The sequence below is a fragment of the Atribacterota bacterium genome (genome assembly GCA_028703475.1).
GTDB lineage: Bacteria > Atribacterota > Phoenicimicrobiia > Phoenicimicrobiales > Stramentimicrobiaceae > JAQVMU01.
In genome coordinates this window covers 1-14,797 of sequence record JAQVMU010000037.1, presented here as the reverse complement: position 1 = coordinate 14,797, position 14,797 = coordinate 1, and the positions used below count along the sequence as shown (strand labels likewise).

The following is a 14,797-nucleotide window of genomic DNA, read 5'->3' as shown; positions in this document are numbered from 1 at the left end:
TATTTATTGAGTTATTTTTTGCTGGTTAAAAAATAAAAAGATATAGAATAAGCCTAACCAGTATTGCTACGATGCTCATGGCCAGTAGGGTAGGAATAATACCCTGTCTGTTCATTTCATTTGCCAGTAATCCCGGGATAATATAACCAATACTTTGAAGCTCAATATTTGCTGCCGGGAATTGAAAAACGAAACTTTCCACCAGCCATTTAACTAAAAAACTAATCAGTATCATACTTAAAAATCTTCGTTTCCCATATAATATTAGATAATTAGAGAGAAAATTAACAATATAGTAAGTTAATATGGCTATACCCACTGTGATAACAACTCTGATAGGTTGATCAATAAAAAGTGCGATATACCCGGGGACAACTATACCCCCTGGTGATAATCCAACCAATTCGTAAAATAAGAAACCTATTGCAATACCGATGCCAATTGCCTGATAAATCATTTCTTTTCTCCCTTTTCTTTCAAGTGTTCCATAATATCCAATCCAAAGCCCCTGGTATTACCTAATCCATATACAATACCGCTTTTTTCAAATAATCTAAAGATATTATTAAAAACCTGTGCTACTGTTTTCTTTTTATCTATTTTTATTATCTGTTGAGAAGGATAACCGAATTCAATTAATTTTTTTTCACTCAATTGAATATAGTCACCGACTAATAAAATATGATGGGGATAAATTTCTTTAGCAAGTATTTTATCAAATTGAATTGTTCTGGTAATACGATCTTTCCGGTGATTAATAATTGCAATTTTAGGTGAATCTTTCATATTTTCCGGTAAAGAATTATTGATTTTTTCCCAAATCAACAATATCGATTCCCTGTCATTAGCAGCAAAGGCATTGATAAACCATAAATATTTTTTATCCTGCTGTAATCTATAAATAGCTAAAGCACCAGGATCAGGATTAGCCTTAACAATACCCTGTAATATAATATCCTGTTTGATTCCCAACAAATCTCCTACTTTAAGTGCAATAGCAACATTATCTTCAAAATAGAAGTTTTCTGATTTTAAATCTACTTCAGGGACTATCTTTTCAGTGTTAACTTGAATAGCTTTTGAGTTTAATAGTTCAGCTTGTTTTTCAATAACAGGGAAGTATTTGTCCTCAGCAGTTACCAAAAAACCATTTTTAGGTACTGTCATCTTCAATGCATCTGCTGCATCTTTTAATCGGGGTCCATAAACATCCTGATGGTCTTCTCGGACATTTGTGATAACTCCAATAGTTGAATGAATTAATCGATGTTCGCTTACCCATTGTGTTTCCGGATGGACTGCCATACATTCTATAACAATAGCATTACATTTTCTTTGAAAAGCTTTTTTAATAAAATGTTTTTGTTCGATAATGTTAGCAGAACCTCTTCTTTTGATTGTTTCTTCTTCCCCATTTTCAAGGATAACCCTTGGCAGTGTACCTGTTGTTTTAGCTAAAACACGGTAACCTGCTTCTCTTAAGCTTGCTGCAATCAATCTTACTGTAGTTGATTTTCCCCTGGTTCCGTTAACATGAATTCGGACAGGTATTTTTTTAGTCCTGTTTTGGTGAAAAAAATTCTCTATAAAACCTGATAAAAAAATGAATATAGTTATAATTGTCAGAAAATACATTTTCTAAAACCCCATTATTCCAGTATTCCCTTCTTAATAATTTAATGCTATAAGAAAAAAAGATAATTGTAAATAGAGTAAAAATAATAATGTCAAAGAAAAAAGCTCGCTTTGTCTAAAAACAAAGCGAGCTTGAAAGGAGGTATAAAAATGAAAAGAATATTTAATGGTTTATTATTTTCAAACCACGAATATTATAACACTGATTTTTGCAATGTCAAGGATATAATAAAAAATATTTTTAAAATATTTAAAAATTGTTAAAAATCTAAAAAAAAGAGATTTTCCGGGAAAAAAATTGAAAAGGGCGATAAAAAATGGTAATTTTGCACTATAGATTGGTTATATTATTGTTTTTAATAAGATACCCGTATAATTAAAATAATAGTAAGGGAGGTTAAAATGAGTACACATATCGGTGCTGAGACAGGGGATATTGCTCAGACAGTATTATTACCAGGTGATCCTATGAGGGCAAAATATATTGCTGATAATTATCTGGAAGAAGTTTATTGTTATAATCGAATTAGGGGCATGTATGGTTTTACCGGGCGCTATCGTGGAAAGTTAGTTTCTGTGCAAGGTACCGGTATGGGCATCCCGTCAATATCTATTTATCTGCATGAATTAATCAACCAATATCAGGCACAAAAATTAATAAGGATTGGCAGTTGCGGTTCTCTCCAACCTGATATCAAAGTAAGAGATATTATTCTGGCTATGAGCGCATCTACCGATTCCAGTATAAACAGAATTCGCTTTAACGGGAAAGACTATTCACCAACAGCCAGTTACCAGCTGATAAAAAGAGCTGACTATATTGCAATCCGGAAAAATTTTCCTGTAAAAGTCGGAAGCGTACTTACAACTGATATGTTTTACCATGATGATATTAATCATTGGCAGCTATGGGCTGACTATGGAACTCTGGCGATAGAAATGGAAACAGCGGCATTATATACCATCGCAGCGAAATTTAATGTACAGGCAATATCTATATTAACAGTAAGTGATAGTTTGATTACCGGCGAAAAGACCACCCCTGAAGAAAGAGAAAAAACGTTTAATAATATGGCGGAATTAGCTATGGAACTCATTGATTAATATAGAAATAATTAACTTAAAAATAAATATTTTTTTCTTTAAAAAAAAAGATTGATTTTTATAAAATTATCTGCTATTTTATGTTAGTTCATTGATAATTTTTTGGAAAAAGAGGGTCTGAAAAATGGATTATTTAGGAAGTCATCTTTTGGTAGAATTATATGATTGTGACGAAAAAAAATTGAATGATTTAAACTTGATAGAATCAGTGCTGGAAGAGGCGGTCCGTGTTTCAGGAGCCACCGCGTTAAAATCATCCTTTCATCAATTTGCACCTCAGGGTGTAAGTGGGGTGGTAATAATCGCTGAGTCTCACTTTACTATACACACTTGGCCGGAATATAACTATGCTGCCCTGGATATTTTTACATGCGGTAACACTGTAAATAACCAGAAAGCTTTAGTATTCATTGAAAAAGAACTGGATGTCAAGACTTTATCGGTAACGGAAATGAAAAGAGGAAATATTCATTTTCCGATTAAAATAAATAGAAAAACGTCTGCAAAGGTGGGGGTTTTTTAAAATGGAAAAATTAAAAGAATTAGAAAAACAATGCAAGAAAGACTATTACTTAAAAGAAAATATTTGGGGATTGCTTACAAGTATTGATTTGCATGATTGCAATCCTGATTTAATTCGGGATGCCGATGCTATTAAACGTTATGTAGATGAATTATGCCAGTTGATAGAAATGAAAAAGTTTGGTGATACCCAAGTTGTAAATTTTGGCGAAGATGAAAGAGTTGCAGGGTATTCGATGACCCAACTGATTGAAACATCTTTAATATCAGGTCATTTTGCAAATTTGACAAACAATGCTTATATCGATATATTCAGCTGTAAGTATTATGATCCACAGGTAGCTGCTGATTTTACACAAAAATATTTTAAGGCAAAAGATATTAAAATTCATTATGTTTTAAGGAAATAGAAATTTTGAGTCAATTGGAATTATGGTTTGGAGATCAATATGAGAGAGAAAAAGGACGTTACTTACAGATAAAAGGCGGTAACGTCCTGAAGAAAATCATATCTCCTTTTCAGGAAATATGTGTAATTGATACCCCTGCTTTTGGTAAGGTATTGGTTAATGATGGTATTATTATGCTGACAGAGGCAGATGAAGCAAATTATCACGAGATGATTGTACATGTTCCTTTATGTGTCCATACTATGCCATCAGATGTCCTGGTTATCGGGGGAGGAGATGGTGGAAGTGTTCGCGAAATCCTTAAACATCCCTCTGTAAACAGAATTGATGTATGTGAAATTGATAAAATGGTTATTGATATTTGTCAGGAATTTTTTCCTAATCTGGCTAACAGTTTTAATGATGCTAAAGTTAAAACTTTTTATGAGGATGGTGCTAAATTTTTAGAGAACAGAATAAATCAATATGATGTAATTATTGTAGATTCTTCTGATCCGATAGGTCCGGGCACTACACTGTTTACAGAAAAATTTTATCAGCTTCTCTTCCAGGCTCTTAAAGAAGACGGGATTGCAGTTACTCAGCTTGAATCCCTTTTCTGGCATGCGGATTTTATAAAATCCAGTTTTCAATTCATTAAAAAAATCTTTCCATTACCATTTTATTATTATACTATGGTGCCAACTTATCCCAGTGGTATGATTGGTTTTAGTTTTTGTTCTAAAAAATATCATCCCATTTCAGATTATAAAGATAAAAAAATACAACAGCTACCTGATTTAAAATATTATCATCCCGGAATCCATAAAGCTGCTTTTCAGCTTCCTGCTTTTTCGAAAAGTATTTTTTGATTTACCCGGTGATTACTGGAGTAAGATATTCTTAATAAAAATGTAAAAAACCCTGATAAAAATTTATTCTCTTGGTATAATAAACACTATATAAATTTCAGGTAAGGTTTTGTAATGATTAATATAAGAATATCAGAAGAAATAAAGAGATACTCACCAAATACCAGATTGGGAATTATACACTCAGACATTTATTATCAAAAAGAAAACCCGTTACTCTGGGATAAGATTGACCAATTTATCACCCGGATTGAAAATACTCTAAATAAAAAAGAGATTACCAGCCTCCCTGTTATACAGGATACCAGACAAGCATATCTGGCGATAGGTAAAGAGCCGGCCCGTTATCGATGTTCTGCAGAAGCTTTATTACGCAGGATTGTTAAGAAGAAAGGGTTATATAAAGTTAATAATGTAGTTGATATTATTAACTTTATTTCTCTATCTTATCAGTTTTCCATTGGCTGTTATGATTATAACCAAATAGAAGGTTCTATAGTTTTTGATATTGGCAGAAAAAATGAAAATTACCAGGCTATTGGCAGAGGGAAGATGAATATTGAAAACTTGCCGGTTTTCAGAGATAATATTAGTGCTTTTGGCAGTCCCACCAGTGACTCAGAGCGTACTATGATAACTGCAGAAACAACAGAAATTGTAACTATTATTATTGATTTTAATAGCAGCGATTCTCTGCAGGAGACAATGGAAAAAACAGCACAATACCTGAAATTGTATGCCGGGGCAGAGCAGCCTGATTATTTTATTGTATGATTTGCAAATTGAAATAATAATTTAGAAAAAGTATTACAAAAGATGATTATATTAAAACAAATAAAAATTGAATTTTCAGAAAGAATATTAATTAATAACCTGAGTTGGCAAATAAATACAGGTAGCAGAATAGGATTGATAGGGGATAATGGTGCAGGTAAAACAACACTGTTTAAAACTATAATAGGCCAGCATAAACCTGATGCAGGAGAAATAATTATATCCCCTAATTACAAAATAGGTTATTTGCCACAGGACTTAATTGTATTATCAGATTATCTTTTAAAAGAGTATCTATACCAAGCTGCAGGTATTATTCAACTGAAGGATAAAATAAAAAAATACCAGGAAAAATTGTCAAAAATAAATAACAAGGACCGGGAATTCAAAAAAATTGCTGAATCCTATGAAAAAGTATTATATCAATATGAAATCAAGGGTGGCTATAGTTTTGAAGCAAAAGCAAAAAGTACCATAAAAGGTTTAGGATTTACTGAAGATGACTGGCTGAAGCCCTGCTCTTCTTTTTCCGGAGGATGGAAGATGCGTGTAGTCTTAGCCGGTTTATTATTAAGCTCTCCGGATATTCTGTTATTAGATGAACCAACCAACCATATGGATACAGAGAGTCTGGAATGGCTTGAGAATTGGCTGACAGATTATCAGGGGACATTGTTAATCATTTCTCACGATAGATACTTTTTAGATAAAATTATCAGGGAAATTGCTGAATTGACTGACCAAAAAATAATTTCCTATAAAGGTAATTACAGTTTTTACTTAACTGAAAAGAAAAAGCGTAAGGAAATCGAAGAAAAGTATCAGAAACATATCCAGGAGAAAAAAGTACATCTTGAAGGCTTTATTGAACGTTTTAGATACAAGGCTACTAAGGCTTCTCAGGTGCAAAGTAGAATAAAAATGCTTGAAAAGCTGGATTTAGTCAAGGAAGAAGAATCTTCACATAATGTTGTCTTCCGATTTACGCCTGCCCCCAGGAGTGGTGAAGAGGTGGTAAGTTTAAAAGATGTTAGCCACAGATATGATGATAATATTGTTTTAAGCAATGTCAATCTGACTTTTCATCGTGGTGAACGGATTGCTCTAACCGGTGTTAACGGTGCAGGAAAATCAACATTATCAAGAATTATAAGTGGTAATGAATCCCCGACAGGAGGGGCGGTAGACTGGGGGTACAATGTTAAAATTGCATTTTTTTCCCAGGAAAGCTCACAGAATTTAAACTATAAACACTCTGTTTGGGAAGAAGTTGATATAAATAGTAAAAAGCTGACTGATCAGGAAAAAAGGAACCTATTAGGCTCCTTTTTGTTTACAGGTGATGATGTTTATAAATCAGTAAGTCAGCTATCAGGTGGAGAGAAGTCAAGACTGGCATTAGCAAAATTACTATTAGATGAATCAAATTTTCTTATTTTAGATGAACCGGGTAATCATCTGGATATTAAAACAAAGGAAATATTTCATCAAGCCTTAATGCAGTATGGAGGTACTATTCTCATTGTTTCTCATGACCGTTTTTTCCTGGACCAGTTAGCTAATCAGGTAATTGAGATAAGAGAAGGCAAAGTGCATTCTTATCCTGGTAATTATTCTTATTTTATTAAAAAGAGACAGATACTCTTAGAAAATGCTAATAAAGAAATTACTGGAAATAACCAGCATGAAAGAAGGCTTAGACCAAGTTTGGTTGAAAAACAAAAAAGAAGAATTGAAGCCTCACAAAGAAACCAACAATATCGGTTAATCAAGGAAATAGAAAAGGATTTATTACCATTGGAAGATAAAATAAATTCTTTAGATAAACAAAAATCCCTGATCGAAAAACAATTATGTAAGAAAGAAACCCTCCAGAATTCTTCCAGAATTCAAGAACTCAATATTGATTTACATCAAACCAATCAAGAATTGAATAATCTGATAAAACAATGGGAGATGTTAATAAACAAAAAAGAAAAAATAGAAAATTTAACATTTTTAAAAGATGAAAAAAAATAAATATTTAATTTTTTGTTTTAAAATTCTTCTTTATTTTATCAGTTCCAAATTAGCCCTTAACAGGATTTTTCTTATCATTTCTTGTTCATCAGGTTTAGTAGGCAGCAATGGAGATCTTACTTCTCCTCCCTGGTATCCCAACAAATCCATGGCATATTTCAAACCACTGATACCGTACCTGGAAGTAACAGCATCATTTACAGGAATCATTCTCAATTGTAGTTCCCTGGCTTTTTTGATATTGCCTTCCTGTACTAATTGATAGATTTCAATACATTTTTCCGGAACAATATTGGCAAGGGCAAGCACGCCACCAATACATCCCAGCGTAAGTGCTCCCAGAAGTGCACCTGCTGTACCGACTAAAACATCAAAATTCGAATTGATACTATTGAGATATTGCCCAAGCAGGTTGACACTGCCGCTGCTGTCTTTCATTCCAATTATATTTTGATGAGCTGATAATACTGAAACTGCATTAGCACTAATATTAACCCCGGTAAATTTGGGTACATTGTAAAGAAGGATAGGGATTTCGGATTTATTGGCAACCTTAGAATAATAATCAATCAATGCCTCATCATTCATTTTACTCCCATAATAAGATGGGGTGACAACAAGTGCAGCATCGGCACCCATATTTGCCAGCTTATTAGTAAGAATTATAGTTTCCCGTGTGGATTCACATCCTGTACCAACAATTATTTGTAAATCTTTCGATGCGGATTTCATAACAGTTTTGACTACATTAAACTTCTCTTCTTCAGAAAGAAATACATTTTCACCGTTTGATCCTAAAACTATGACTCCTTTAATACCACTCTTGTTTAATTTTTCAATATTTTTTGTAAGGTAAGAATAAGACACTTCTCCTTCTAAAAAAGGAGTAACAATGGGTGGATAAATACCCTTTAAATCTATTTTCTGCAAAATAAATACCTCCTGGTTTGCAAAATCATAGAATTCTACTTTTTCAATCTGACAGTTTTTAAATTCTACTTTTTATTATAATACATAAATTAACTTTGGCAAATATTATTTCCCAAATTCTTCTATAAATGTTGACAATAAGATAATTTAAATATATACTAACTACTAATTGTTGATAATAGAATATGGTAATAAAAGTAAATAATAATATTGCAAAATTTAATATTCTGTATCCAATTTGTTTTTTATAAATAAAACAGATAAAAAAGGAAAGGTCAAATGTTCTATAGTGAAATAGCAGGAATAGGTTCCTGTGTTCCTGAAAAGATAGTTACTAACAAGGAATTAGAAAATATAGTCAATACATCAGATCAGTGGATTGTTGACAGGACAGGAATTAAAGAAAGAAGAATATCAACCGGGGAAAAAACTTATCAGATTGCACTGAAGGCAGCAAAAAGGGCTATCAGACAATCTGGTATACAATCCAGTAAAATTGATTTAATTATTCTTGCTACCATTACGCCTGATTTTTTTACTCCCTCAACAGCTTGCTTAATTCAGGCAGAGCTTGGTTTGCAGGATATTCCAAGTTTTGATATCTCAGCAGGATGTACAGGGTTTATTTATGGTTTGGAAATAGCCGATAAGTTTATTAAATCCGGCCAAAGTAAATGTATTTTGATAATCGGAGCCGAGGTATTATCAAAAGCATTGAATTGGAATGACAGAAATACCTGTGTTTTGTTTGGAGACGGTGCAGGAGCTGCAATATTAAGAAGGTCTAAGGAAGAAGGAATTATTTCTACTTATACTGGTTCCCAGGGAGATTCAAATGGTTTTTTAACAATGCCGGCAGTAACTTTAAAAAATCCTTTTTTTAAAAATGAAATATCTGAAGATAATCATTCTTATATTTTTATGAATGGCAAGGAAATATTTAAGTTTGCTACGCATATTATGAAAAGAAGTATCCAGGTAATATTAAAAGATAACAAACTAACAATTGGTGATATAGACTATATAATTCCCCATCAGGCAAATTACCGGATTATCAATAATGTTGCCAAAAAATTAAAAGTATCCCCTGATAAATTTTATAAAAATATGGAACATTTCGGTAATACTTCAGCAGCCAGTATTCCTCTTGCTTTGGATGAGATGGTTCAAAAGAAAATAATCCGTAAAGGTAACAGAATAATAATGGTTGGTTTTGGTGGAGGGTTAACCTGGGGATCGATACTCTTAAACTGGACTATATAAGGAGAATTTTTATGATACATACATCTATTAATGAATTGTTGGGAATCAAGTATCCCATAATCCAGGGTGGTATGGCCTGGGTAGCCGATGCCGAATTGGCTTCAGCTGTCTCAAATGCCGGGGGTTTAGGTGTTATTGCTGCCGGATATGCTCCGGAAGAATGGATTAGAAAAGAGATTCAAAGAACCAAGTCATTAACTAAAAAGCCTTTTGCCCTGAATATTATGTTACTAAATCCGGATGCAGAAAAAATTGCTAAATTGGCAATTGAGGAAGAAGTTGAGGTAGTTATTACCGGAGCAGGAAATCCGGGTAAATACATTTCTTCCTGGAAGAGTAGCGGGATTAAAGTATTACCTGTTGTGCCTTCTGTTTCAATAGCTAAAAGAATGGAAAAACTGGGAGTTGATGCCATTATTGCAGAGGGTGGAGAAGCAGGGGGACATATTGGAGAATTAACTACCATGGCACTTATTCCCCAGGTGGTCGATGCTGTCAGTATTCCGGTTGTTGCTGCCGGTGGGATTGGAGATGGCCGTGGCCTGGCAGCAGTATTAATGCTTGGAGCATCAGGGGTACAGGTTGGCACCCGTTTTCTGGTCGCATACGAATGTACTATTAATAGGGCTTACAAAGAAAAGATTTTACAGGCAAAAGATACCAGTACTATTGTAACCGGCAGGGCGACAGGACATCCGGTTAGAGTGATTAAAAATCAGCTGGCACGTGAGTTTCAGCAATTAGAGAAAATGAAAGAAACCTCTCTTGAAAAATATGAAGAATTAGGAAGAGGTTCTCTTTATCGTGCAACACGTGAAGGGAATATGGAAACAGGTTCAATTATGGCTGGACAAGTATGTGGGTTGATAAAAAAAGAACAGAGCTGTGGCGAAATTATTGAAGAATTATTCAATGAAGCTGAGAATTTATTTAAGCAAAGGGCAAATTTATTCCAGCAAGAATGTAACCATTATACTTTAGCGAGGTGATTTACAATGGGTAAAACTGCTTTTTTGTTTTCAGGACAGGGAGCTCAATATGTAGGAATGGGAAGAGATCTTTATGATAACATTTCTTCCAGCCGGGATATATTTGAACTTGCAAAAACAGTTCTTAATCTGGATATTATGAAACTTTGCTTTGAAGGCACCTCTGAGGATTTAAATAAAACAGAAAATACCCAGCCCGCTATCCTGACAACCAGCATTGCTGCTTTAAAGGCTTTGCAGGAATACGGAATTAAGCCGGATATTACAGCCGGCTTAAGTTTGGGAGAATATTCTGCTCTGGTTTGTTCCGGAGTGCTTGATTTTGCTGAAGCTGTACGGTTGGTAAAAAAAAGGGGCCAGTATATGCAGGAAGCAGTCCCAATCGGAGTAGGTAAGATGACAGCTATCCTGGGTTTAGATGATGAAAAAGTTGAAAAAGTATGTTTGAGAGCAAGCCGGGAAGGTATAGTCGAACCGGCAAATTATAATTATCCCGGGCAGGTTGTAATAGGTGGTGAGGTACAAGCGGTTAACATGGCCGGAGTCATTGCAAAAGAGGAAGGAGCAAAAAGGGTTATTCCTTTGCCGGTAAGTGCCCCATTCCATACTTCTATGTTGCGTCCGGCATCAGAAAGATTTGCCCCGGAGCTTAATGTAACTAATATAGGAGATATTCAAATTCCCATAATCAGTAATGTTATAGCTGATTATATTCAGAAAAAGGAAATGGTTAAGGAATTTTTAGTAAAACAGGTAATGTATCCAATACTCTGGACAAAATGTATTTTAAGAATGATTCAAGACGGAGTTGATACGTTTATTGAAATTGGTCCCGGTAAAGTTCTTACCGGTTTTTTAAAAAAATTTGATAGTAATTTTATAGTTACTAATGTAGAGGATGTAAAGTCTTTAAACAATACACTGAATATATTGGAGAAACGTTTATGTTAAATTCATTCAGCGGTAAGACTGCAATTGTAACTGGTGCAGCCCGGGGAATAGGCAAGGCTATTGCTATTAATCTGGCTAAAGCAGGGGTAAATTTAGTTATCAACTATTACCAGAATAAGGAGGCTGCCCTTGATGTCTCAAAAGAATTATCTGCCTTAGGCAATCATTGTATTCTGGTTCAGGGAGATATCAGTAATAAGGATGATGCTCAAAAATTAATAAATTCTGCTATAGAAAACTTTAATAGTCTGGATTTTCTGGTAAATAATGCCGGTATTAATAAGGATAATTTATTAGTAAGAATGAAAGAAGAAGAATTTGAGCGGGTTATTGATATTAATCTGCTGGGTACTTTTTACTGTACAAAATATGCAGGCAAATTAATGATGAAAAAACGATATGGAAGGATTGTAAATATATCATCTGTTGTAGGAATCGCCGGTAATGCCGGACAGTCCAATTATGCTGCTTCTAAAGCGGGTATTATCGGGTTTACCAAAGCTGTTGCCAAAGAATTGGCTAGCAGAAATATTACAGTAAATGCCATTGCTCCCGGTTATATAAAGACTGATATGACTGACCGGCTTTCAGATGAACAGCAGGAAAAAATATTATCCAGGGTACCTTTAGGTAGATTCGGGTTACCTGAAGAGGTAGCTGAAATGGTTAATTTTTTAGTTTCAGACAAAGCGAGCTATATTACCGGACAAGTCTTTCGGATTGATGGTGGAATGGAAATATAAGGTGGTGTTAAAAATTGAAACATAGAGTGGTAATTACAGGAATGGGTGCTGTGACACCGATTGGAAATGGAATTGAAAAATTCTGGTCAAATGTAAAGAAAGGTTGTTGTGGAGTTGACTTTATACAGTCTTTTGATACTGCTGATTTTAAGGTAAAGATTGCCGCAGAGGTAAAAGATATTGACAAAAATAATATACTTGATTTCAAGGAAGCAAAACGAATGGATCGTTTCAGCCAGATGGCTATGATTGCAGCAGATGAGGCAATAAAAGATTCTGGCTTGGAACGCAATATCAAGGGAAATGATTGGGGTATTATTCTTGGGACAGGCATTGGAGGTTTTTCTACTGTTGAGAAGGAAAACGAGAAAATTATTACAAAAGGTCCAAAAAGAGTCTCACCGTTTTTTATTCCCATGGCTATTTCTAATATTGCTTCAGCCAATGTGGCTATTAAATACGGATTAAAAGGTATTTGTGAAAGCGTTATAACTGCTTGTGCTTCAGGCGCATCGGCTATTCACTATGCCTTTCGACTTTTACAACAGGGAATGGCAACAGTGATTTTAAGCGGAGGAACAGAGGCAGCAATCACTCCTCTGGCATTAGCGGGTTTTTCCTCGATGGGGGCATTGTGTTCCCATAATCAACCGGAAAGGGCTTCTATCCCTTTTGATGCAGAAAGAAGCGGATTTGTTATGGGGGAGGGTTCAGGTATTCTGGTTATGGAGACTTTGGAAAGTGCCCAAAAACGGGGAGCAAGAATTTATGCTGAAATTATTGGTTGTGGAGTAACCTGTGATGCATACCATATCACTGCACCGGATCCGACAGGAGAAGGTGGTGCGGGTGCAATGAGTAAGGCTATTAGTGAGGCAGGTATCAGTTCTGCTGATATATCTTATATCAATGCACATGGCACAAGTACTTATTACAATGATTTGTGTGAAACAAAGGCAATAAAAAAGGTTTTTAATGAGCATGCTTATTCTGTGCCAATAAGTTCTACCAAATCAATGACAGCCCATATGCTTGGGGCAGCAGGAGCAGTAGAGGCAATTGTCTGCGCAAAAGCAATGCAAGACCATTATATACCTCCAACTATAGGTCTGGAAAATCCTGACCCGGAATGTGATTTAGATTATGTACCTAAAGAAGGAAGAGATGCGAATTTAGAATACACCCTTTCAAATTCTTTTGGATTTGGAGGGCACAATGTGAGCCTCCTGCTAAAGAATTGGCATTCAGTAAAGGAGTCTGATTAAATTGTTAAATTGTAACGAAATACAAAAAATAATTCCCCACCGTTATCCTTTTTTATTAGTTGATAGAATTGAAAAAATTGATCCCGGAAAGGGTGCAATTGGTTATAAAAATGTAACAGCAAATGAGTATTTTTTCCAGGGACATTTTCCCGGAGAAATGGTTATGCCCGGGGTATTGATAATTGAATCCCTGGCCCAGGTAGGGGCAGTAGCCATATTATCCGAGGACAATAATAAGGGAAAACTGGTTTATTTTGGAGGCATTAATAAAGCCAGATTCAAACATAAGGTTGTTCCTGGAGATTCCCTGAAGTTAGAAACAACTATTATTAAGCAAAAGGGATTGATTGGTATAGGAAAGGCTGTTGCAAGTATTAATGGTAAGATAGCAGCAGAAGCAGAACTGATTTTTGCTATTGGGAAGGAATAGAAGTTTAAATTATGAAGGAAAAAATAAATTTTAGACAACGGGAGATTCCCGAATTAAAAATTGGCAATTTACTGATTAAAGTACCAATAATTCAGGGTGGTATGGCTGTTGGCATTTCCCTGTCAGGCCTGGCATCTGCAGTTGCTGAAGCCGGTGGTGCAGGAATAATAGGAACAGCCGGGATAGGTATGATGGAACCTGATTACAATACTAATTTTAAAAAAGCCAATCAGCTTGCTTTACGCAAAGAGATTAGAAAGGCAAAGAAAAATACTACCGGGGTTATCGGGGTAAATATTATGGTTGCTCTCTCTGATTTTCAGGATATGCTAAAAATAGCAGTTGATGAGAAGGTAGATATGGTATTGCTGGGAGCAGGATTGCCGTTAAAAGATTTGGATATATTAATACCTGCACATCCCGGTGAGGTAAAACCAAAAGTTATTCCAATTGTTTCCTCTTCCCGCGCTGCAAAGGTAATATTTCAATATTGGAAGAAAAATTATAATTATGTTCCGGATGCAGTTGTACTGGAAGGTCCAATGGCAGGCGGGCATCTTGGTTTTAAGAAGGATCAGATTGATAATACCGAGTATTCCCTGGATAAATTATTGCCTGAGACCATTGCGGTATTAAAATCGTTTGAAAAGGAATTTAATAAAAATATACCTGTTATCGCAGCCGGAGGTATCTATACCGGTGCAGATATTTTTCATTATCTGCAGATGGGTGCCCATGGTGTACAGATGGCTACCAGGTTTGTAGCAACCGAGGAATGTGATGCTTCAGACAAGTTTAAACAGGCTTATCTGAATTGCAAAAAGGAAGATCTTGTGCTTATTGACAGTCCGGTAGGTTTACCGGGCAGGGCAATAAAAAATCAATTTTTACAGGAAGTATTTGAAGGTAAT

At 34.9% G+C, this 14,797-nt stretch carries 15 protein-coding genes and 1 pseudogene; 13 read left to right on the top strand and 3 right to left on the bottom strand.

Annotated elements, in window-relative coordinates:
• Positions 1–25: 25 nt before the first annotated feature.
• Positions 26–457, bottom strand: a complete 432-nt coding sequence (gene pgsC, locus PHQ99_05330; GenBank protein MDD4288990.1) for a poly-gamma-glutamate biosynthesis protein PgsC — start codon at positions 455–457, stop codon at positions 26–28.
• Positions 454–1,635, bottom strand: coding sequence for a poly-gamma-glutamate synthase PgsB (gene pgsB, locus PHQ99_05325; GenBank protein ID MDD4288989.1), 1,182 nt, complete (start codon positions 1,633–1,635; stop codon positions 454–456). Before pgsB ends, pgsC begins: the two co-directional genes overlap by 4 nt.
• Positions 1,636–2,037: 402 nt before the next feature.
• Between pgsB and deoD the strand changes: the two genes are divergently transcribed.
• From deoD to PHQ99_05295, 6 genes and pseudogenes are all read left to right on the top strand, one after another.
• On the top strand, positions 2,038–2,739 hold the full coding sequence (gene deoD / locus PHQ99_05320; protein ID MDD4288988.1) for a purine-nucleoside phosphorylase: 702 nt from the start codon (positions 2,038–2,040) through the stop codon (positions 2,737–2,739).
• 124 nt (positions 2,740–2,863) lie between these two features.
• Complete coding sequence (speD, locus tag PHQ99_05315; GenBank protein MDD4288987.1) at positions 2,864–3,262, top strand: adenosylmethionine decarboxylase; 399 nt, start codon at positions 2,864–2,866, stop codon at positions 3,260–3,262.
• Between the two features lie 64 nt (positions 3,263–3,326).
• Positions 3,327–3,671 (top strand): annotated as a pseudogene (locus PHQ99_05310) (S-adenosylmethionine decarboxylase).
• 14 nt (positions 3,672–3,685) lie between these two features.
• Positions 3,686–4,522, top strand: coding sequence for a polyamine aminopropyltransferase (gene speE, locus PHQ99_05305; protein MDD4288986.1), 837 nt, complete (start codon positions 3,686–3,688; stop codon positions 4,520–4,522).
• Between the two features lie 114 nt (positions 4,523–4,636).
• Positions 4,637–5,296 carry a phenylalanine--tRNA ligase beta subunit-related protein gene (locus PHQ99_05300; protein MDD4288985.1) on the top strand — a complete coding sequence of 220 codons (660 nt, stop codon included), beginning with the start codon at positions 4,637–4,639 and terminating at the stop codon, positions 5,294–5,296.
• A gap of 42 nt (positions 5,297–5,338) precedes the next feature.
• Positions 5,339–7,315, top strand: a complete 1,977-nt coding sequence (locus PHQ99_05295; protein MDD4288984.1) for an ABC-F family ATP-binding cassette domain-containing protein — start codon at positions 5,339–5,341, stop codon at positions 7,313–7,315.
• Between the two features lie 30 nt (positions 7,316–7,345).
• Here the strand turns inward: PHQ99_05295 and PHQ99_05290 are convergent, their stop codons facing one another.
• Positions 7,346–8,245: a dihydrodipicolinate synthase family protein gene (locus PHQ99_05290; protein ID MDD4288983.1), complete on the bottom strand. Its 900-nt coding sequence runs from the start codon at positions 8,243–8,245 to the stop codon at positions 7,346–7,348.
• Positions 8,246–8,524: 279 nt separating this feature from the next.
• On the opposite strand from PHQ99_05290, the gene PHQ99_05285 reads away from it, so the two are divergent.
• From PHQ99_05285 to PHQ99_05255, 7 genes are all read left to right on the top strand, one after another.
• Positions 8,525–9,508, top strand: coding sequence for a ketoacyl-ACP synthase III (locus PHQ99_05285; GenBank protein MDD4288982.1), 984 nt, complete (start codon positions 8,525–8,527; stop codon positions 9,506–9,508).
• Between the two features lie 11 nt (positions 9,509–9,519).
• A complete protein-coding gene (gene fabK / locus PHQ99_05280; protein MDD4288981.1) occupies positions 9,520–10,497 on the top strand; it encodes an enoyl-[acyl-carrier-protein] reductase FabK in 978 nt (325 codons plus the stop codon).
• A 6-nt stretch (positions 10,498–10,503) separates the two neighbouring features.
• Entirely contained in the window at positions 10,504–11,448 is a 945-nt protein-coding gene (fabD, locus tag PHQ99_05275) for an ACP S-malonyltransferase (protein ID MDD4288980.1), read from the top strand.
• Positions 11,442–12,191 (top strand): 3-oxoacyl-[acyl-carrier-protein] reductase, encoded by a 750-nt coding sequence (fabG, locus tag PHQ99_05270; protein ID MDD4288979.1) that lies wholly within the window; start codon positions 11,442–11,444, stop codon positions 12,189–12,191. The genes fabD and fabG overlap by 7 nt, the downstream gene beginning before the upstream one ends.
• A gap of 14 nt (positions 12,192–12,205) precedes the next feature.
• Positions 12,206–13,456: a beta-ketoacyl-ACP synthase II gene (fabF, locus tag PHQ99_05265; protein ID MDD4288978.1), complete on the top strand. Its 1,251-nt coding sequence runs from the start codon at positions 12,206–12,208 to the stop codon at positions 13,454–13,456.
• The gene (fabZ, locus tag PHQ99_05260) at positions 13,449–13,886 is read left to right on the top strand and encodes a 3-hydroxyacyl-ACP dehydratase FabZ (GenBank protein ID MDD4288977.1); all 438 of its coding nucleotides are present in this window, start codon (positions 13,449–13,451) and stop codon (positions 13,884–13,886) included. Before fabF ends, fabZ begins: the two co-directional genes overlap by 8 nt.
• An 11-nt stretch (positions 13,887–13,897) precedes the next feature.
• On the top strand, positions 13,898–14,797 hold a 900-nt coding region (locus tag PHQ99_05255), incomplete at its 3' end, for a nitronate monooxygenase (protein MDD4288976.1).